Below are 19,071 nucleotides of genomic sequence, written 5' to 3' on the forward strand. Positions count from 1 at the left end.
TTGCAGGAGGGGTGATTCTGATGTGGAAGCTATGGGTGGCCGCGTTTGCGGCCCTGTCTGGCTTTTGTTCGGCAGGCCTTTGCTCGCCGGGACGGTGACGCCGCGTCATTTTTGACCCCGATCATTTGGCCCGAATAGCGGTCACACACGAAAGGCCGGCCACGAATGCCGTCTCATTCATATTGCTGGCGTGACGCTAAGCGGCGCAGCCGTCAAATAGCAAAAGACCGCGATGACTGGTACCCCGCCACGACGCATGGGGCCAATCGACTTCCGATCCGCTAAAAACATCGATCTATTTGATAGCCCCTGTGCTAATAATAATTAATCCACCTAAACTTCTAAACTGTATTTTTTTGTCGCTAACGCTATAAATTGAAAAGCAGTGATAGTCGTCCTTGTGATTGTCATCTTTCAAATGCCGACAATAATTATCTCCATCTATATTCCACGTACCCCTGCATTAACAGCAGGCGTTCTCTTCCCCGACCTGTCCACGTACATTCCCTCCACTACGCGGAATTTTCCGGAGGTGAACCATTGCAATTCTCCGGAGAATCTATTTCCAAAGAAATTGCCCGTCACTTGCATTTTGTGGGAAATTAATAATATCCTAATTTCATCGCCTTTTAGTTTACCAGCAACAGCTTTTGCTTCATCGGCTATACCGATAACGACGCACATTCCTAATAGAATGCCAATTTTCGTCACTAACGTCACCGGATGTCTCCTTCAGCCGCTGCGGCGTTTCCGCCTCGTTGAGCGTGGTGAGTGCTTACTCAGTTTGATCGTCGAACAGAAACGGCAGAAAGCACATAGCCATTGGCCTGCCATAAATCTAGTGTACGAGCCTCAAAGGCCGTCTGTCTAGTGTCGTACCGATAGGGGTAGATCCGCAAAAATTCTAGCATATCCAGAGTGGTTTGGCCAAAGATACCTGAAGACAACTGCCGGAATGGCCGAGGAACTGTTGCTTACACGAACAGGTGGAACGTTTTTGCTCTACCTCGACGAGGTAATCGATGCACTCGAGCCGAACCTGCCCCGGAGACGACTCGGCCCTGATCTAAAGAATTCGTCGATCTGGGAAGCCGCGCGTCGCATGCCTCATGCGACATCGAGGGGTGGCAGCCGAACCCCACAATCGACCATCAGCGTCGCGGTTCGGCCGCGCTCGTCGAGAAGGGATTCAACTCGACAAGGTCGAGGCTGGAGACGAGGCCGCTGTCGGACAGGATCTCCATCACCAGATGTGCTTCGCGGAAGGTCGCGCCGCCGGGAACCTGGTGCCGACAGCCGGCGCGATCGACGGGTCGAGGAAGTCGACGTCGAGACTGACATGCAGCAGTCCGTCTTCAGCCGACACACGAGCCAGGAAGGCGCGAAGCGGCGGCGCGACGCCATGCTCCAGCCACTCTATCACGCCCGGTCTCCAGCAGACCGCAGTCGCCCATCGCGGGCCTCGGGATTTGAAACCCAGCCCGCTCAAGATGATCGCCGAAACCTGTATAAACCTTCTCAGAAGAGATGGTCACCTACACAGTTCGACATTGCGGGCTGAAGCAAATCCCTTGTGGATAAATTTAATCGTCAATGCGGATACGCAATCCGCCTACTAGAATTATCTAGCAATCGATTCGGGGGGGAAGGGATGCGACTCGGCAATCGTGTATTTGTCTGGTCTGCTTCAATATTGTTGTTCACAATCAGTTCCATGACCGCTTTCGGCCAAGAAAACGTGGTGCGTGACGTATCCCCCCCAGGCGCTGTTGGCCCGGTTTCTCCAGGAACAACTGTAGGGGAAATTCCACCAGCACCAGCGCCCGCACCATCCGATATCGAGAAGGAACTGACGGCTCTTATCGCCGACCTTGAGGCAAAGGGTGCCGACGGCATCAGCAGCACCAAGCTGATCAAGCTGATTGATCTCCTGCAGGGCCTCGCGAACAAGGCCGACCGGCCGGACCCGGATACTGACGAGATCAAGGCCTTCACCAAAAAGATCGTTGCGCTCAACACGAAGGATGGAGCCCGCCCTGGTGATGCCTATGCGGCCGCTTTGAGCGCGCTAGCGGATGAAGCCGACAGGTTCCTCATCAAACAGGACGCTGCGAACGCGCTCAAACGCCTGGTCGCGCAGGTCAAGGCTGCCGCCACGAATCCGAAGGATCCCAAAGCTGTCACGGAGCAGATATCGACACTAGTCGCGAACTCTCTGACCGCCTGGCAGAACGACCTCGTGAATAAAATCAAGATGCTTTCCGCAGCCATACTGGCTGAACTTGGCACCGAGAAGACCCTTGCGGCCAACCTCAAGATGCTTGCCAATGACGAAAAGGCCGGCGAAGTCATCAAGACACTCTCCACGACCATCATGCCAGTCGCCGTCGCCGCCGAAAGGCATGTGCATATCGTTTCCGCGATCTACGGCGACCGCCGCACAATCAACCAGGTTCTCGCCCGCGGCAAGAAGGCGGTGCCGGGTTCGCTCGACCGATGGTGCAATGCGACGGCCGTGATGCGCACGCAATGCGAGAACAAGCCTGATTGTAAGGCACCCGGGAACATGCCGGCCAGCCTTTGTGGCTATGATCCCGTTCCGTTCGTGTTGCCGCAGTACAAGGTCGCTGTCGTTTTCTATCGCTGCCTCGCATCCAACGTGGCCGAGAACTGGAGCGGGGTAACCGCCAACCTCGGCCGTGACAATGCGTTCGTGCCCGCCGACGAGCGCGCCAACTTTTCCGTATCGCTCGCGAACGAGAACCAGATTTTCTATTGCACGGCGCCCAAATGAGCGGCCGGAATGACTTGAAAAAGCGCCTGCCTGTCGCAGCATGGGCGATGGTGCTTCTTTCGTTCCCGGCAGGCTGCACCGTGGCCCAATCCTACAGAGTGTCGTTGGCACCAGGCGAAACGGCTCCGGGATTCGCCCGGTGCAGCACAGAAGCCGGCGCGTACTCGCTGTCGATGACGACATGGCAGTTCCAGATTTTCAGGTATGCCAATTCCCGGCCCTATCTGACCAACCTGAAACCGGTCTCGCATGCCGATTCACGGTTCACATATTGTCTTGACTACATGGCCAACGCGTTCGCCGACGATACGTTGGCGGTCGGGTACACAGCCGCTGCGGATGGAAACCGGACCTCCACCTCCGGGATGCTGAGCTACGTCGCATCCTATGCCGTCGACAAGTCGTCGGTCATCGTGCGCAAACTGATCAGGGCGATATTCGTCGTTCTTTCCGGGGATTCGGATTTCAATCCAAGGGAAGCGATACCGAGCGGCGCCACTCCGGAAAAACTGGGAGCATTTGAGGTAGATCCCCTCGATGCCGAGGAAATGGCCGCGCTCAATGTGCGGATCAAGTCGTTTGGCTTTTGCCTGGCGCTTGACGGCTATACCTACGACACGGACACCGTCCGGCCCCAGGCTTATTGCGACAATCCGCAGAAGATCCTCGGGCAATCCCCGTCGCCGGCGCTTGCCAAAGCGAGACAGAAGCGGTGGTTCAGGGAAAAACCCGACCGCGGTGGCATCTTGTATCGCCCCCGCATGCCCTACGGCCTGAGCGTCTACACGCGTGATGATCCCAACGGGCCTGGCCCTTGGGAATTGCGCGAGACGAAAACGGTCTACCTCGAAAACCTCTCGCCGATCGTTTCGCTGGACCTCAACCGGGTGGCGTTTGCCAAGACAAGGGTTGGCCTTGAATTCGACAATGGCGTGCTGAGGAACTTCTGCCTGGCTAGATCCGGCTCCGTCAGGGGCTTCATCGATATACCGCTGGAGATCGTCTACGGCGTCGTGGCGCTGCCAAGCAGCACCATCAAGGCCGAGATAAACCGGCAGAACCAATCGGCAGAGCTTGTCGACGCACAGACAAAGTTGCTGGCGGCGCAGCGCCAGTTCATCGCCTTCGAACAGTCGAAGGCCAACGCCAAACCCACGACAACTGATAAGGCGGCGATCGTGACCGGGAAGACAGGCTGCCCCAGCACCGGCTGCGTGAGGGATATGAAAGATGACTTCCCGGACAATTCCGGCGACGCCGCATTGCCCGCCGTTTGCAAGGACATAGACGGGAAGCTGGAACCATGAACCCGTCGGCGCGTGCGGTGTCAGTCACCAGGTGCCTGTGGACCGGCGGTCCAATGCTTTTGATGTCGCTGGTCTTGCAGGGCTGCCAGCCCGTGCTGACAACGACCTCCTTCGAGGACCCGGCTGCATCGAGTGATCGCGACACCGGGGTCACATGCCGAAACAGTGCCGGCGCATACGCCCTGCCGCGGCACGTCCTCAAATTCGACGTCACCAAGACCGAGCCCGATGCCACCAACGGCACTCCCGCTCGCTACGATATCGGCCCGATAACCGTCGTGGCTGAGCCGGATCCTGACCGCATCTACTGCCTCGATTTCATCGCTTCAGCCCTGGCGGAGGACAAGGTTCATGTCGAGCGCGAACCGGCCACCGACGAGGCCGGCAGCCTGCTGCTGCTTAAACAGATTTCAACATCGAACAATGATCAGACCCTCGACATCGCCAATCAGATCGTCGATGCGGCGGCCTCCGTGGCGGCTGCATCGATTGCCGGGAACAGAGGCGCGGTGGATGTCACCGCCGACAAGAAATATGTCATAGCGCGATACGAGGTTGATCCGTTCGATCACGCCGCAATGGTCAGAACCAATGCCGCGCTGGACAAGCTCGACCATTGCGTATTTTTAGATCCGATGAACGATCCCTATGTGCCGGACTGGGAAAACGAATTCTGTTCGGGATACCGGCCCGCGGCCGCCGAGCGTTTTCCCTACTATGGTCTTGAGATCATCGACAGCAAGCCGCCGCCCAGGTCCGCAGGCGCCAATGGAGTGCTCTACAAGCCGCTTCTGACCCACAAACTCGTCACTATGAAGCGCAACCACGATCCGGTTGGCGCCCCCTGGCAATTGTTCGGCTCGCAGCGCGTTGCCATGGCCAATGCTTCCCCTGCCTTCATGCTAGAGATCCAGCGTTCCGCCTTCGTGCAGCGGCAGATGACGATCGACTTCGACGCTGGCGTCCTGCGAGCCGTTAAGGTCGTCAAGCCGAGCGAAGCAGACGCGCTGGCAGGCTTTGTTCTGCGGACGGCGCAGGTCATCGTCTCGATCCCTGTCCGGGCCCTGGTGATTGGCCAAACCGATGCAAAAAACAGGACAGCGTTGATTGCAGCGCAAGCGCAGCTTCTGGAAACGATCCGTGCCTATAATGACGAGGTGGGCAAGCAAACCAAAGGAGACGACAAAACCACGGGTGGCGACAACAACAGCCAGCGCTCCACCGCAAGATCGGCGACCGCTGTGGCAACCACCGGGTCGTTATCGTATGACGCCTGCATCCAGAACTCGATCCTGATTAATCCGGACGAGGACCCCGCTGCCGTTTGCGCGGGGCTCGTGGCCAGCGGCGGACAATGATGGCAGCCCGCCTTCTTGCCGTCGCGGCGTTTGCAGTGCTGCTCTTGGCACTGGCGGTTCCTCGAGCGGTCGCCCGAGACTACAGCCTCGACGATGACTTTTTCATACGCCGTCAGCAAGGCGACGACCCGGACAATGGCGGCGTCACAAAGAACCAGGCCTTCAATCTTGAGGTTGGCATTAAGGTTATCGACGGAAATCCCGTCTTCCTGCCCGAGGTCGTAAAGATCGAATTGACAAGCGGCGGATTTTGCTCGGGCGTCGCCGTCGCCACCGACCGCGTGCTGACTGCCGGCCACTGCGGCTGCGCACCGCGCGACAGCTATGTTGTCCGCTTCCCGAACGAAATCGCGGACAACGGCCAGTACGGGTTTGGCAAACCATACCTGCTCGCGGCGGACCCTGTACTTTTTCCCCACTATGATTGCGGCACATTCTCCGCCCAACCCGGACGCGACCTGGCGATCCTCTACCTCGACAGGCCGAGCCCCGTCGATGTTCCACCGGTGGCGCCCATGGTCTATCCCTTCAAGGACACCGCGAAGCGTGCCTTCATCGCCGGCTATGGCAGAACCGAGCAAGGCGACTATCCACGGGGTTTGCTGGGTGCATTTTCAACACTGCAGGATCCCTTTTGCGTGCGGGGCAACGCCTTTGGTTCGGCATGCGCGATGTTTCGCGAATTTGTCCTGTCGGATCTGGTCAACGCCGCCGCACTTGGCACCGACACCTGCGATGGCGACAGCGGCGGGCCCGTGTACTGGTTCGGTGTGGTCAAGACGAAAGACGGCACCGAGGAGATACATCGTTTTCTGATCGGCATCACCTCACGCGCCTTGGCCGGTGTGCCGCAATTCGGCGCTACGGGCTGCGGCGGCGGCGGTATCTACACCGCCGTCGGCCAGGTCAATGTCCTGGTCTGGCTCAGCCAGAACGGTGCGCCGATGGAAGTCGGGATGAAGGCGCGGCGCTTCGCGAAAAGGACTATCCGCGAGTGGCCCAGGCCGCCACAGCAATAAGTGCCGGGGGTCGATCTGGTCGCGCCCGGGTCGTGCGGTTCACGTGCCGGTGCATCCTTCAAAGCATACTCACATCCCCCATACTAAAGGGGCGTGCAGGGACAAGTCATCCCGATGCTCCTGCATTTCGCCTTGAACGGCGCCTTTCAGGTCAGCGGGATCTTGCCTACGACGGATCCCTGTTTACTGCACTTTGGGGTTCAAGTTCAGTAGCCGTCGCAATTGCCGACGATCGGTGTTCGTGCCGCTCAGTTCACCGAAATTGACCACAGTCAGTTCAAAGAGATTTTCAGGTAGGACTTTGAAATCTCGTGCCGGTAAAACGGCTTGAGACTTCCATCAGTGTTTTCGTCGTACTCGGCCATACCTCCGGTGCAATGCTCTCCCAATCGACCAGAATTGCCTTCTTCTATTCTTCCACAGTCATAAACTCACTTCCTTATTCTTCGTGCAAAGTCGGCTTGCTGGGGAAAGACTGTATGTTGGACTTAAGCAAACGCAGCGCGTCAGAGCCGAACTTTTTCACGATGCCTTTCGACGATCTGTCCGTCACCCTCACTGGACATATGCTCACAGGTTGATGCAATGAAGGCGCCGGCATTCTCCTAAGGGCTCGATCCGATGGGGTCGCGGGCCCAACGAGCTGGGGGTGCCGTCCACACTTCTTACGCGGCCTGACGCCCGATCACTTCATGGAAGCAGCGGTTGTCAGCGTTGGTGGTGATAAGTTCACGGTATATAGAAGTCCGCGCTCCCAGGCTCCGTCGCTGGAGCAAATGACGGCGTCGCGCACACGATGCCTTAATGACGTCCGACTGAAGCACTTATTCCCAGACGAATCCTTGCGGCAAGGACGCGAGCGGCGTTCTCACGGCGGCCCCAGGACCTTGAGCGTCGCCGGAACCGCATAGCGGCTGCCGTCATAGCGCAGCCTGTAGGGCCGCTTCACGGACTTGCCGGGACGAGACTGGCACTCGCCATTCTTGTCGGGACGGGGTTCATCGGTATCCGCCTGCGCGACCACGGTGATGCCGTGATAACCGTGGTGTCTCGCCGGACTCATCGCCAGGCTGACCTTGCTCGAATGAAAGGATCCGGCGCAATTGGTATCGCCTTCGCCGCCGTTGCTGGACACGACGAGGCCGTCGAGCACCATCCGCAGGGCATCGCCGACGACCGCACTGACCGAATTCGGCGCCGATAGGCTTGACCGGATATCGTTGCCGAAGCCTGTGGCGGGGGCGGGACAGGTGCTGGTCCGCAATCGAGCAGCGGGAGTGAACAACCTCGACCTGCTGATCCGCCGCGGCGCACTTCCAGCCGAGGCGACGCCTCTTCCGCATGTATTGGGTGTCGAAGGTGCGGGCGAGATTGATGACGTTGGATCGGGCGTCGACAACCTCAATCCCGCCGACCATGTGATCTGGCTCGGCAGCCTGGGAGCAGGCGGTTACGGGCCATACACTGTCATCGACGCCGCTTATGTCGCGAAGATCGCGGATTCCATTTCGTTCGAGGTTGCCGCCGCCGCCCCCGTCGCTTACGCAACCGCCCGCAACAACTTATACACCTATGGAGTTCCCGGTCCCGGAGCCTGGATCCTGGTTCATTCGGCGGCGGGCGGCGTGGGCGTTGCCACGCTGCAGGTCGCCCGCAACGCCGGCTTCAGGACGATCGCGCTGACGACATCGACGAAGCTCGACTTTGTCCTGGCGCAAGGCGCAACCGTCGCAATCGACCGCGCTGCAAGTGACGTCGTCGAGCAGATACTGAGAGTGACAGGCGAAAAGGGCGTGGCTCTCAGCCTGAATTCGGTAGCCGGTCCCACAATCGTTCAGGATCTGAAGGTGCTCGGCAAGTTCGGCCAGATCATAAGCTTTGGTCATCTCGGCGGACCGCCGCAGGATTCCGCAAGCGATTTGCTCATGCTCCATTTCGACAAGAGCGTCGCAATCAGGGATTCCGACCTCTATACGCTTTGGGAAGCTGGCAGCATGCCTTCATCGCGGATGACCTGGGAGGCAGTGTGATCCACCCACAAATTCATGCCGTCGTTGCCGATTCGCAAGCAATTGACGCGCATGAAGTGCTGGAATCTGGACGCGCCAAAGGCAAGATTGTCCTTCGCCACGACGCCTGATCGAGACATCGAGGCGTCCGGTCAATGAGTATTCGGGTTCATCATGCACTGGGTGCAAAATGGGGAGTGATGGTCTCGGCCATCTCTCCCCGCGAATGCCGCCTGCGCAGAGCGGGACCGCACGCTTGCAAGAACGCCCATGACCATCATTTTGTGAACTGGTCCGATCTGCCCCGCTCGACGCCAAGCCGAGCTGCGCTCGCCGACATTCGCCCCCACCGAACCTGGTCGAGACCGAAACCGAGGGCCAGTTCTCGCTCATCTGGTCCCGCCGCCGCCGAGTGATCCGACTTGACCCGAGGCCCCGCCATAAGGCGGGGGCTTTGCCATCTTGTGATCCTACACTGCCTGGCACGTCCGCCAGGTCCAGCGCGCTAGGCTTTGGCTGGTGCCTTGCGCACCTTCTTCAGCGGCGACTTGACGGCTGCCGCAGTTGTTTTGGCTGTCGCCGCACGCACGGCCGGTTTGCGCTTTTCTGCCAGGGCAGGAGTGGACGCTGGCGCTTTGCGCCCGAGTCCAATTGATTTCGCTAGGGCCGACCGGGTCGCCGCATAGTTCGGCGCCACCATTGGGTAATCGGTCGGCAGGTTCCACTTCTGCCGATATTGGTCGGGGGTCAGGTTAAAGTGCTGAAGATGCCGCTTGAGCGATTTGAACTTTTTTCCGTCCTCCAGGCAGATGATGAAGTCCGGCGTCACTGACTTCTTGATCGATACTGCCGGTTCCTGCTTGACCACAGGTTCCGTCGCGAGCGTGCCGATACGTTTCAAAGCGGCATGGATATCGCCGATCAATTTCGGCAACTCGCCGACCGGCAATGGATTGTTCGACACATAGGCGGCGACAATGTCAGCCGCTATGGACACTGTATCCAGTTGGCCGTCTTGTGCGAGAGCAGTGGTCATCTAATTTCCTCTGATTGTATCGGACGAATTGAGCTACGTTTGACTTCCCCGTCCCGCAAACGAGGCAAAATAGTACATTTCTTTGTAAAATCCCCGGCTCTTGCACAGAATTATAAGAGGAGTAAGCTTCGCTTTCATCGTTCTGATCGACTGCGGATGCCCTTGTCGGTCCGTTCGAAACCCAGGAGCTTCTCCTCGCTTCCGCGCCATTGCCGCCTGTGCAGAGCAGGGCCGCAGGCTCGCAAAGCTGCCGACTGCAGCACAGGGGCCACCAATTTCCATCAGCTCCGCTCGACCGTGTATAATACCCACTCAGACTTAAGTGGCTGTTGGCTCGGTGTGACCAGGTGGACGGCTTCGGCTCGCCCTGTGTTCGGCGATCATCACTATGTTCGCCAGCCAATCTGCTCTTCACGCCGTTCACCATCGAACGCCTGCCTGCCTTTCGCAGCCCATAGGTCTCGCGCATGCTGACCTTCGTCGCTTTGCAGTTTGGCGGCAATCCAGAGCATCGCGCCGTAGATGGTAGCGCGATCGTCATTGCTCAGTTCGACGATGCCTGCCTTGACGACGAGCCCACCGAGCTCGATCAGACGTCGGGTACGCTGGCGACGTTCGACCTGCCAGGTGCTCATGTCATGCCGAGCCCGAGCCGCTTGCCGGCGATTGCGGGCTGCCCGGTTGCGCTGGAGCGCCGCGAGGGTTGCGCTCAGATGCCGGAGTAGTTCGCCGGGAGCCGCTCTCGAAAAACATCACCCCACGCTTGGCCCATGCCTCGCGCTTTGCGGTGTCTTTCGTCTCAGCGAGTGCGACCAGCGCGCCGGCAAGTTCGTCGGTGCTGAGCTGATCGGCGCCGGTGGCGATCACCAGTTCGCCGAGTTGTTGCACCTTTCGCGTCTTGAGTTCTCGCGCCTTGTCTTCCAGTGCTTTCAGTTCGGCGTCGAAGTCGCGTGGTTTGCGCATGGCTGTCTCCATCGATGTCGATGTGGCGATGATAGGCGAGCGCCTGCCGGAAGGCTTCAGGGTTGCCGAGACAGTCCGGGACGGGCTGGTCCATCCCGAGATTTTTTCGAGGGAGGGCGCGCTTATACGTCGTGCCGACGTGGGCTTTGACGTGCAAATGATCCTGTCGCGATGGCGATCTATCATCTTCACGTCAAGGTCATTGGCCGCAAGGCAGGCTCAAGTGCTGTGGCATCCGCCGCCTACCGCTCGGCATCGCGGTTGCGCGACGAACGGATCGAACGCAGCCATGACTTTTCAGCCAAGCGCGGCGTCGTCCATTCCGAGGTTCTGTTGCCGGAGAATGCACTGGGCGCCTGGAGCGACCGCGAACGGCTGTGGAACGATGTCGAAGCATTCGAAGTGCGCAGGGATGCCCAGCTTGCCCGGGAGGTGGAGTTCGCCCTCCCGCGCGAGCTGAGCCAGGAGCAAGGCATCGAACTGGCGCGCGACTTCGTGCAAGCCGAGTTTGTCAGCCGAGGCATGGTCGCCGATCTCAATGTGCATTGGGACAGGGCAGAGGATGGCAGTCCAAAACCGCATGCCCATGTCATGCTCACCATGCGGTCCGTGAATGAGAATGGTTTTGGCGCAAAGGTGCGCGACTGGAACCGCACCGAGATGGTCGAGCGTTGGCGCGAGCGATGGGCCGAGCTTGTCAATGAGCGCTTGGCAGAACTCGATATCGACGCCCGCATCGACCATCGCAGTCTGGAAGCGCAGGGCATTGCCCTGGAGCCGCAGACCCAGATCGGAGCACCGGCACAACGCATCGAGGGCGACGGCCTCGACGGTGCCGGCATTGAAGCGGATCGCGCCGAACTGCATCGCGAGATTGCGCGCGACAATGGCGCGCGGATTATTGCGGATCCATCCGTGGCGCTGGACGCCATCACGCACCAGCAATCGACCTTCACGCGCCGCGACATCGCGAAGTTTGCGCATCGGCACAGCGACGGAATTGGGCAGTTCAACGCCGTCGTGGGCGCCATCAGCAACGCGCCCGATCTGGTCGAACTCGGCAAGGACGGACGCGGCGAAGATCGCTTCACCACCCGGCAGATGATCGAGACCGAACAACGCCTGCATCGCGCGGCGGAACGCATGGTGGGGACGGAGCGTCACGCGGTGAGTGACGCTTACCGCGAGACAGCTATGGCGCGCGCCAAACAGCGCGGTCTTGTCCTGTCGGGCGAGCAGGCCGATGCATTGGATCACATCACCGATGGATGCGGTCTTGGTGTCGTTGTCGGTTTTGCCGGTACCGGCAAGAGCGCCATGCTGGGCGTTGCGCGCCAGGCATGGGCAGCAGCTGGCTATGAAGTTCGAGGGGCGGCACTCTCCGGCATTGCCGCCGAGAATCTCGAAGGCGGATCGGGCATCCCGTCGCGCACCATCGCCAGTATGGAACATGGTTGGGGACGGGGCCGCGATCTGCTCACCGCCCGTGATGTCCTGGTGATCGATGAAGCCGGCATGGTCGGCACGCGCCAGTTGGAGCGCGTGCTCTCCCATGCGGCGGACGTTGGCGCAAAAATCGTGCTGGTTGGTGATCCGCAGCAGCTGCAGGCGATCGAAGCGGGCGCTGCATTCCGGTCCATCCACGAGCGTCATGGCGGCGTTGAAATCGGCCAGGTGCGCCGGCAGCGCCAGGACTGGCAGCGTGAGGCAACGCGCGATCTGGCAACCGGCAGGATCGGCGCCGCGATCGACGTCTATGATGCGCGAGGCATGGTGCATCAAGCCGCAACGCGCGACGAGGCGCGCAGCGATCTGGTTGAGCGCTGGGATCGCGACAGGCAGGCGAAGCCTGAGGCAAGCCGGATCATTCTCACCCACACAAACGACGAGGTGCGCGCGCTCAACCAGGCAGCACGCGAGCGCATGCGCGCTGCCGGCGATCTCGGCGACGATGTTCAGGTGAATGTGGAGCGCGGTGCAAGGGCCTTTGCCGGCGGCGACCGTGTCATGTTCCTGCGCAACGAGCGCGGACTCGGCGTCAAGAACGGCACGCTCGGCATGATTGAAGAAGTCAGCACACAGAGCATGGCCGTGCGCACTGACGACGGCAGGTCGGTGCGCTTTGACCTGAAAAACTATGCCCTCATTGACCACGGCTATGCCGCTACCATCCACAAGGCTCAGGGCATGACAGTTGACCGCACCCATGTGCTTGCTACGCCAGGCATGGATGCACACGGCAGCTACGTCGCCCTGTCCCGCCATCGAGATGGCATGGATCTGCACTACGGCAGCGATGACTTTGCCACACGGGACCGGCTTGTCCGCACGCTGTCACGCGACCGCGCCAAGGACATGGCATCGGACTACGAGCAAGCCGATCCAACGCAGAGCTATGCCGAACGGCGCGGGATCACCTTCCGTCAGCGCGTGGTCGAGATCGTGCGCCGGATCGTTCCGGAGACGTTGCGCGACAGGATTGGCGCGCTGCTGGACGAGTTGCGCTCGCCCGGAGACGCCGAGCCCGGCCAGGAACGTGAGCGCAGGCCGGGAAGGGAAAATGTTGGAGCGCGGATTGGAGATGCAGGTGCTGCGCCGAGCAGACAAAATCTCGCCATGGGAGTGCAGCGCGACACGGATGCGCCGGTGGACGCGGAAGCAGCGTTGCGCAGCGCTCGCACCAAGGCGCTTGTGCGTCACGCGCGCGCTCTGGACGCTGTTATTGGCAGCGAGAATGTGGACGGGCAGCGCAGTCCGGAGCAGATGCGCGAATTGATGGATGCCCGCAGCGCCTTCGAGAAGGTTCGGCCGCATGGCTGGCGCGATGCCGAAGCGGCTTATATCAAGAACCCTGAGCTGGTTCGTGAAGCGGGCGCCGGCCGCGTCAACCGCATCGTTCTCGCACTTCAGCTTGAAACGGAAATCCGCACCGATCCGGGCCGCCGCGCCGACCGTTTCGTGGAAAACTGGCAAAAGCTCGATCGAACGAGCCAGCGCCAATACCAGGCCGGCGACATGTCCGGCTACAAATCAACCCGCTCGGCAATGTCCGATTTGGCCAAAAGCCTCGAACGCGATCCGCAGCTTGATTCCCTGCTGGCCAACCGCAAGCGCGATCTTGGCATCCACACCGATTCCGGCCGTCGCCTTGGCGCGGAACTCGCATTCAGCCATGGCATCGGCAGGGGACGCGGCATCGGGATCTGAACCCCGCCGATTTGCCGCCGTTTCCACGCCGCAGGCGGGTGAGGCGGCAAATCTGCTTGCGTTCGTCATTGGTTCGTTCTGTCTGTCCCAACAGATACCAGCGACAACCAGTGAAAAGCAGGCGTGCTATGTCGGAGCCGGATCGTATCATACGCCTCAAAACCGTCCTTACCCGGACCGGCCTGTCCCGCTCTACCATCTATCGCAAGATCTCCGAAGGGACGTTCCCGGCCCAGATCAAGATCAGCATCAACGGGGCGGGCTGGCATGAATCCGATGTTAATCGATGGGTCGAAAATCCAGTTGCATGGCGAACTGGGCATCAGTTCTGATTGCGAGACAAACGCACGCCTGGGCCGCCGCCATTCTCTGGAATGAACTCTATCCCGGCAGCTTCAAGCGCAGTTCTTATCTGATCTACAGTAGATTGCTTCAACGCCTCACCTCGCTCGAAGCGAACAATGGTCTGGGTGGAAACCCTAGCTTCCTTTGAGAGGTCCAAAACACCCCACCCCAATGCAGCCCGAGCCATGCGGCACTGCACCTGATTCATATAATCACCATATTATGGTGATTTTGGTTGCTTAGATAATGCACTGTGTGTAGTCTCGGTTTCACTTGGCGGCCGGATGGGTGATGCAACACCAATCCGGCCTGGCCACGCCAAAGCTGTTGAGGAGCTCGGATCATGGCTGATTCCGACAATAGCACGACTTTGCCTTCCGTCATCCGCAGGGAACTATTTCGCGCAACAACCGACCCTGCCGTCGCAGTGTGGCGCGAATGGCAAGCTGCTCATGAAGAGACCGATCGGTTGTGCCGCGAGCAGCAGCGTCTGGAGCGGAAACTCGTCGAAGAAGTCGGCTTTCCCAAAGTGATGATCCGATTGTCAGATGATAGGACCGCTACGCCGGCTTCACATGAGGCCCTTCGCGGTGTGCTCGGCGTCATGGAGACGGAGGTAGCTGCGAAGGTCGAGGCCGATTTGGCGGCTCATCAGGCGCGTTGGGACGCCTCTGACCGCGCGATTGGCTATTCTGCCACGTTGCGTGCTGAAAGTGAGGCAGCCGGTCAGGCGGAGACGTTGCTTGAGGCACTGTCAGAAACGCCAGCTATCTCCCTTGCCGGCGTCGCAGCGAAGCTCGATGCCATTCTCAGGGAAGGGCAGCCCTCGAAGGACGATGCCGAGTTTCCTTGGCCACAAATCCGCTCGGTCCTGGAGGACATTGGTCGGCTCGGTGAGTAGACACAGCCACGCTGATTGCACAGGCCGTTTCGAGCATTGGCAGCTCCCCTGTCATTCGGAAGGTTGGCGAGTCTCGTGAGGAAGCCTACCGCGACCAACTTTTCTACAAGGGAGTGATCCGATTGCTAAAGGCATTGGTGGAATCAACACGCCCCCGCGCCGTCCAGGCATGGCCAAAGTCTGAAACCGAGTGTAGCCCGCATCCCGCAGATCAGCACGTCGGCAGGCAGATCGCGATCGTTCGCGTGCAGTCGGACGTATCGCAAGCTCAGCTTGCGCGATCCATAGGGATCAGCTTCCAGCAGCTCCAAAAATACGAGAACGCGAGGAACCGCGTGAGCGCATCCATGCTTTACGAGATCGGCAGGTCGCTGGACATTCCTGTAAGTCGTTTTTTCGAAGGCCTGCCAGGAAATGACGAGACCAGCCGCAACGCTTCGCCTCTGCCGGTCGATGAGCGCATCGACTTTATCGCCAGCGCGGAAGGCCAGCGCCTCACCAAGGGGCTGATGCAGCTTCATCCAAGGGTGCGCGGTCGCGTGGCAGCCGTAATTGCCGCATTGGGGGAGCAATTGGCGGAGCTCGACGCGAATAGGGACATCAACGCGACCGACGAACCCACGCCTGCTAATCCCAAGACCGCTTGATAAGTGGTTGCGGCGGTTTCGTAGCAACCCGCGAGTTCGTCACTAGGTATTCAAAGCGGGGTTCCCATGCCCCAGCTTCGCACCGGCCATCTATTGCCGCCCTCCTTTTCCTCTACCGTGAAGTGAAAATCCCTGAGTCGTTTCGCCTCGAAGCGTGGCAGCATGTCGGAAAATTGCGCCCTGGTGACGTCAAGGGAGAGGCTCAGCGACGCCAACTGATCGGCTTCAAAAAGAGCGCCGGCGTCGGGATGCTCCGTCTTCATCGGAGTTGGGGCCATGATCATGACGACGCCAGGCCATCTGAATGCTGCATTCGGCATGATGAGCGAGGCGGCCAGTATGACATAGGTCAACTCGACGGATTGGCTGGGCGGTCCTGGCTGCACGACCTGGCCAAAATTGATGTTGGCTGAGCCGACGATCTCACCACGCCATTCGCCTGCAACAAGCGGCGGCAGCTGAAGACGGGGTTCGTTTTTTCGGACTGTCATTTCTAGGTTTTGCGTCAGGAAGCCGGCAACATCAACACCCGCGGCCTCAAGCCTACACTGGCTAGCCGCGACGACCGCGGCCCGGTCTGTGGGAATCTAATCGAGCCGTGTGTTGACCAAGAGGAAAACAGGAGGGCCACCATTCGCCAAGCTGCGATACGGTTCGAAAGGATGTCCGTTCTTCCAAAACCGGCTGAATTCCGGAGTCCGAGCCGATGTGGTCGCGTTGGTGAGGACTAAAAGGCAAGCAATTTTCAAAGGCTTTCTTGGCGCCTTGGTGACATATAGCGCGGAAGCGATCGAGCGGTAACTGGCCAAATACACAACGGTGCTAACAGCCGTCCTCGGTTTTGTTGTGAACCTCTGAAAGAGTTACTTCGAGACCAGATATAGTTGCCGGATCCACAGTGAGTTGTCCACCTTGGATCTGGTGATTTCCACCTCCATAGAAACATCCGCTTCTATCAATTGGCACCATAACCGACTGCAGTCTCGCGTCGTTATCCCCAACAAATGTCACGATCGCGTTCTGCGTTCCTGACCAGGTACCGCCTGACCAATAGAAGTCGATGTTATACACTCCGCCACCGGCCCCATTCGGGATAAGAGTTACCTTAATCCCATGCATCTTCCCCTCCCGCTCAACCGTGGGATGCGTGAGGGTTTTTGGTGCGGGCTTGGCCGGAGCAGGCGGCGCATCCACTTTGGGCTCGGCGTTTATAGGAGGTTTTACTACAGGCGACGGAGCCGGCGCTATATCGGCAGGTTCAGGGGAAACTGGCGATATCGGCCTCGGGGACATTGTGCTTCCCAGCAAGACCAGGACAACACCAATCGCCATAACTCCGAGCGCGGGAACGTCCAAAGTCAATTCTAAGCCTAGAAACTTGATGACGCTTGTTCCGGTTCCCGTAGGTGGACGAAAGGCCCAAATGCCAGCGCCAAAAAGAACAATTAACAGTCCGACAACGATGACCGTATTCGCCATGAGTGAATCCCCGCTTCTCCGGATTGTATGTTCACTATCAGATTGTTCAAGCTCCTTGAATGAACTTCGACAGCTATGCTGCTGGCAAATATCGATGAGGCTTGGCGCCAAGCCAACCCACGGCGTTTAAGATGTGAGGGCTGTTCTTCTCTAACAAGTCGACAAACTTCTCACCCTTTCCGCGTGGCTCAGAGCGCGACCCAGCCCGGTTCCGACCTCGTCCTTGTCTGCCTTTTCTTTAGCTGACTCCTTCGCGGCGTCGTCCTTGGCGCGTCCTATCAGAGTTGACCGCTGGAATTGCGCCACCATGGGTATGAGACGACCGGCTGCGGTGGTGTGAATGGAGCGACTGCCCTGCAGTTCGAGTCTTGTCCGGTGAAGTGGCGCGCCCGACCCATAATACCCATAATACCGGATCACCTGTTGTACTTAGGACGAAGGTCTCCCGCCATTTGTCCGAGGATGGACGCTACACTCGTCCCCGAAATGGTAGCAATACGGTTGCAATTCTCGCCACCTTGGGAAGGGTGTGCCTTCTACGTCCGCAACATCTTGATTTCAAGGAATTTTTTGGCGCACCCGACAGGATTCGAACCTGTGACCTCTGCCTTCGGAGGAAAATCGTCACGCAGCTTCCTTGAATGTGGCTTTACGCTTCTTCTTCACCAGGATATCGCGGATAAACTTGTCCCACCGCGCCATGGCGGCACGCTTTTCCGGCATGTAATTCCAGCGATCGTAGCTCTTGGAACTGACGTCCTGCAGAGTGTGGTTCTGTAATCGGTCTCGGATTTCTTTTGAGAGCCCAGCCTTGCCGGCAAGCGTCTTCCAGGTTCGCCTGAGATCGCGGTTTGTCACGACGGGGATGACCTCGCGATCGCGTTGGCGCCACATGAACGAATAGAGCGTGCCATGGCTGACCGGCTTGGACGGGTCGGTCGCGGATGGAAAAAACCAGCCGAATTCATTCGGCTTGATAGACCCGATAAGTTCCGCCGCCATCTTGGGCACGGGGATGGCGTGAGGCTTTCCATTCTTAGTCTTGGACCAATCGATAATGCGCTCGGCCGCATCCCATTGATCGACGTGTAGCCGAGCGATCTCCTCGACGCGCTGGCCGGTCAGCATAAGAATTCTTACGGCACGCGTGTAAGGGGGGTGGACCGGCGCATCGGGAGATTCGAGCCAACGATAGAGACGGATAAATTCCTCCTCGTCCAACCAGCGCGTTCCAACTTTTTTCGGTTCGGTTGGAATGCCCGCAGCTGGATTGTAGACGAGACGAAAGCGACGGACCGAGGTTGTGCGGTAGTCATGCTCGGATTTCAGCCCCCAACTGTATGCCGATCGAATATAGCTGCGAACATGATCGGCCATAGACCGTTTGCCTCGCTGATAAATCGGGCGAATGAGGTCCCTGATCTCGTCAGGCTCGATGTCGCGGGCAGGGCGGTTGCGACCGAGCGAATCGGCGATCTTATTCAAGCCCTTTTCGGCCTCCTTCCAAGACGGTTTTCCATCTGCCTTAAGCGACGCGACGTAAGCCTCGAACAGATCGGCGACCGTGCCGGGTCGTGTGTCGCCGGCTATCTTGATGCTGCGTCCCTTCTGAATCATGTCGGCGAAGTCGCGTCTGAAAATCTCGCGAGCCTGGCTGAGGCTCATTGACGGATACGAGCCGAGCTTTTTCTTGAGACGCTTTTGGTCTCGCCACTGCTGGGCCATCCAGTCCGCCGTTATGCGGGTCGGCATTGGCTTTATCACTAGAACGAGGCGGCCTGTTCCATGACCCTCGCCATCGACAAGGTTCTGCTGCTTACTGGTCTCCTCGACCTGCTTCAAAGCGTGGCGAATCTCTCCATCGGTAAGGCTTGGCACTGGGGTCTCCCGTAGGCTTTCGAATGGGATCGGCTGACGGGTAGTAGGGGTCTGTGCTTGGGTTCAAAACGGGCTTCGATCCCCCTAAAACCGACCCCAATATGCCACAATGTCCGACTCTGCGACAA

Annotated in this window: 18 protein-coding genes and 1 pseudogene; 9 read left to right on the forward strand and 10 right to left on the reverse strand. The window is 59.0% G+C overall.

The features are described 5' to 3' along the window. Nucleotides 1-441 precede the first annotated feature (441 nt). Entirely contained in the window at nt 442-720 is a 279-nt protein-coding gene (locus FJ936_RS13460; RefSeq protein WP_141906649.1) for a hypothetical protein, read from the reverse strand. Nucleotides 721-1,107: 387 nt separating this feature from the next. Then, nucleotides 1,108-1,408: pseudogene (locus FJ936_RS13465) on the reverse strand (arginase family protein); the annotation flags it as partial. A gap of 306 nt (nt 1,409-1,714) precedes the next feature. On the opposite strand from FJ936_RS13465, the gene FJ936_RS13470 reads away from it, so the two are divergent. Genes FJ936_RS13470 through FJ936_RS13485 form a run of 4 tightly spaced genes read left to right on the forward strand, consistent with a single transcriptional unit; the run spans nt 1,715 to nt 6,478 of the window. After that, on the forward strand, nt 1,715-2,794 hold the full coding sequence (locus FJ936_RS13470; RefSeq protein ID WP_141906650.1) for a hypothetical protein: 1,080 nt from the start codon (nt 1,715-1,717) through the stop codon (nt 2,792-2,794). Then, nucleotides 2,791-4,101, forward strand: coding sequence for a hypothetical protein (locus FJ936_RS13475; RefSeq protein ID WP_141906651.1), 1,311 nt, complete (start codon nt 2,791-2,793; stop codon nt 4,099-4,101). Before FJ936_RS13470 ends, FJ936_RS13475 begins: the two co-directional genes overlap by 4 nt. 53 nt (nt 4,102-4,154) lie before the next feature. Beyond that, nucleotides 4,155-5,459, forward strand: coding sequence for a hypothetical protein (locus FJ936_RS13480; protein ID WP_141906652.1), 1,305 nt, complete (start codon nt 4,155-4,157; stop codon nt 5,457-5,459). Next, nucleotides 5,459-6,478 (forward strand): S1 family peptidase, encoded by a 1,020-nt coding sequence (locus tag FJ936_RS13485; protein WP_181763133.1) that lies wholly within the window; start codon nt 5,459-5,461, stop codon nt 6,476-6,478. The genes FJ936_RS13480 and FJ936_RS13485 overlap by 1 nt, the downstream gene beginning before the upstream one ends. Nucleotides 6,479-7,346: 868 nt before the next feature. Here the strand turns inward: FJ936_RS13485 and FJ936_RS13490 are convergent. Continuing rightward, a complete protein-coding gene (locus FJ936_RS13490; protein WP_246680464.1) occupies nt 7,347-7,742 on the reverse strand; it encodes a hypothetical protein in 396 nt (131 codons plus the stop codon). 13 nt (nt 7,743-7,755) lie between these two features. On the opposite strand from FJ936_RS13490, the gene FJ936_RS13495 reads away from it, so the two are divergent. Beyond that, the gene (locus FJ936_RS13495) at nt 7,756-8,508 is read left to right on the forward strand and encodes a zinc-binding alcohol dehydrogenase family protein (protein WP_181763134.1); all 753 of its coding nucleotides are present in this window, start codon (nt 7,756-7,758) and stop codon (nt 8,506-8,508) included. A gap of 484 nt (nt 8,509-8,992) precedes the next feature. Here the strand turns inward: FJ936_RS13495 and FJ936_RS13500 are convergent, their stop codons facing one another. The 3 genes from FJ936_RS13500 to FJ936_RS13510 form a co-directional block, all read right to left on the reverse strand. Continuing rightward, the gene (locus tag FJ936_RS13500) at nt 8,993-9,523 is read right to left on the reverse strand and encodes a MucR family transcriptional regulator (protein ID WP_141906655.1); all 531 of its coding nucleotides are present in this window, start codon (nt 9,521-9,523) and stop codon (nt 8,993-8,995) included. A gap of 386 nt (nt 9,524-9,909) precedes the next feature. Beyond that, the gene (locus FJ936_RS13505) at nt 9,910-10,158 is read right to left on the reverse strand and encodes a conjugal transfer protein TraD (RefSeq protein ID WP_141906656.1); all 249 of its coding nucleotides are present in this window, start codon (nt 10,156-10,158) and stop codon (nt 9,910-9,912) included. A 1-nt stretch (nt 10,159) separates the two neighbouring features. Then, nucleotides 10,160-10,486, reverse strand: a complete 327-nt coding sequence (locus tag FJ936_RS13510) for a conjugal transfer protein TraD (RefSeq protein WP_141906657.1) — start codon at nt 10,484-10,486, stop codon at nt 10,160-10,162. A 171-nt stretch (nt 10,487-10,657) separates the two neighbouring features. Between FJ936_RS13510 and traA the strand changes: the two genes are divergently transcribed. Together traA and FJ936_RS13520 are read left to right on the forward strand one after the other, a co-directional pair. Continuing rightward, entirely contained in the window at nt 10,658-13,693 is a 3,036-nt protein-coding gene (gene traA, locus FJ936_RS13515) for a Ti-type conjugative transfer relaxase TraA (protein ID WP_141906658.1), read from the forward strand. Between the two features lie 128 nt (nt 13,694-13,821). Beyond that, on the forward strand, nt 13,822-14,025 hold the full coding sequence (locus tag FJ936_RS13520) for an AlpA family phage regulatory protein (protein ID WP_141906659.1): 204 nt from the start codon (nt 13,822-13,824) through the stop codon (nt 14,023-14,025). On the opposite strand, the gene FJ936_RS30885 is transcribed toward FJ936_RS13520, so the two are convergent. Next, a complete protein-coding gene (locus tag FJ936_RS30885; RefSeq protein WP_246680465.1) occupies nt 14,016-14,246 on the reverse strand; it encodes a transcriptional regulator in 231 nt (76 codons plus the stop codon). The genes FJ936_RS13520 and FJ936_RS30885 overlap by 10 nt on opposite strands. 135 nt (nt 14,247-14,381) lie before the next feature. Here FJ936_RS30885 and FJ936_RS13530 point away from each other — a divergent pair, with 135 nt between their 5' ends. After that, nucleotides 14,382-14,939, forward strand: a complete 558-nt coding sequence (locus FJ936_RS13530) for a hypothetical protein (protein WP_141906660.1) — start codon at nt 14,382-14,384, stop codon at nt 14,937-14,939. Nucleotides 14,940-15,061: 122 nt separating this feature from the next. After that, a complete protein-coding gene (locus tag FJ936_RS13535; protein WP_181763135.1) occupies nt 15,062-15,586 on the forward strand; it encodes a helix-turn-helix transcriptional regulator in 525 nt (174 codons plus the stop codon). Between the two features lie 50 nt (nt 15,587-15,636). On the opposite strand, the gene FJ936_RS13540 is transcribed toward FJ936_RS13535, so the two are convergent. From FJ936_RS13540 to FJ936_RS13550, 3 genes are all read right to left on the reverse strand, one after another. Then, a complete protein-coding gene (locus FJ936_RS13540) occupies nt 15,637-16,077 on the reverse strand; it encodes a hypothetical protein (RefSeq protein ID WP_246680466.1) in 441 nt (146 codons plus the stop codon). 331 nt (nt 16,078-16,408) lie between these two features. Further along, nucleotides 16,409-17,065 (reverse strand): hypothetical protein, encoded by a 657-nt coding sequence (locus FJ936_RS13545; protein WP_141906662.1) that lies wholly within the window; start codon nt 17,063-17,065, stop codon nt 16,409-16,411. A gap of 624 nt (nt 17,066-17,689) precedes the next feature. Continuing rightward, complete coding sequence (locus FJ936_RS13550; protein WP_141906663.1) at nt 17,690-18,943, reverse strand: site-specific integrase; 1,254 nt, start codon at nt 18,941-18,943, stop codon at nt 17,690-17,692. Nucleotides 18,944-19,071 lie beyond the last annotated feature (128 nt).

Source organism: Mesorhizobium sp. B2-4-13, assembly GCF_006658535.1.
Lineage (GTDB): Bacteria > Pseudomonadota > Alphaproteobacteria > Rhizobiales > Rhizobiaceae > Mesorhizobium > Mesorhizobium australicum.

What these genes read in the sequence shown, in the direction of transcription:
- FJ936_RS13475 (WP_141906651.1), top strand. Translation starts at nt 2,791, where the DNA reads ATGAGCGGCCGGAATGACTTGAAAAAGCGCCTGCCTGTCGCAGCATGG.
- FJ936_RS13520 (WP_141906659.1), top strand. Translation starts at nt 13,822, where the DNA reads ATGTCGGAGCCGGATCGTATCATACGCCTCAAAACCGTCCTTACCCGG.
- FJ936_RS13530 (WP_141906660.1), top strand. Translation starts at nt 14,382, where the DNA reads ATGGCTGATTCCGACAATAGCACGACTTTGCCTTCCGTCATCCGCAGG.
- FJ936_RS13540 (WP_246680466.1), bottom strand. Translation starts at nt 16,077, where the DNA reads ATGACAGTCCGAAAAAACGAACCCCGTCTTCAGCTGCCGCCGCTTGTT.
- FJ936_RS30885 (WP_246680465.1), bottom strand. Translation starts at nt 14,246, where the DNA reads ATGAATCAGGTGCAGTGCCGCATGGCTCGGGCTGCATTGGGGTGGGGT.
- FJ936_RS13470 (WP_141906650.1), top strand. Translation starts at nt 1,715, where the DNA reads ATGACCGCTTTCGGCCAAGAAAACGTGGTGCGTGACGTATCCCCCCCA.
- FJ936_RS13485 (WP_181763133.1), top strand. Translation starts at nt 5,459, where the DNA reads ATGGCAGCCCGCCTTCTTGCCGTCGCGGCGTTTGCAGTGCTGCTCTTG.
- FJ936_RS13505 (WP_141906656.1), bottom strand. Translation starts at nt 10,158, where the DNA reads ATGAGCACCTGGCAGGTCGAACGTCGCCAGCGTACCCGACGTCTGATC.
- traA (WP_141906658.1), top strand. Translation starts at nt 10,658, where the DNA reads ATGGCGATCTATCATCTTCACGTCAAGGTCATTGGCCGCAAGGCAGGC.
- FJ936_RS13500 (WP_141906655.1), bottom strand. Translation starts at nt 9,523, where the DNA reads ATGACCACTGCTCTCGCACAAGACGGCCAACTGGATACAGTGTCCATA.
- FJ936_RS13510 (WP_141906657.1), bottom strand. Translation starts at nt 10,486, where the DNA reads ATGCGCAAACCACGCGACTTCGACGCCGAACTGAAAGCACTGGAAGAC.
- FJ936_RS13545 (WP_141906662.1), bottom strand. Translation starts at nt 17,065, where the DNA reads ATGGCGAATACGGTCATCGTTGTCGGACTGTTAATTGTTCTTTTTGGC.
- FJ936_RS13480 (WP_141906652.1), top strand. Translation starts at nt 4,155, where the DNA reads ATGCTTTTGATGTCGCTGGTCTTGCAGGGCTGCCAGCCCGTGCTGACA.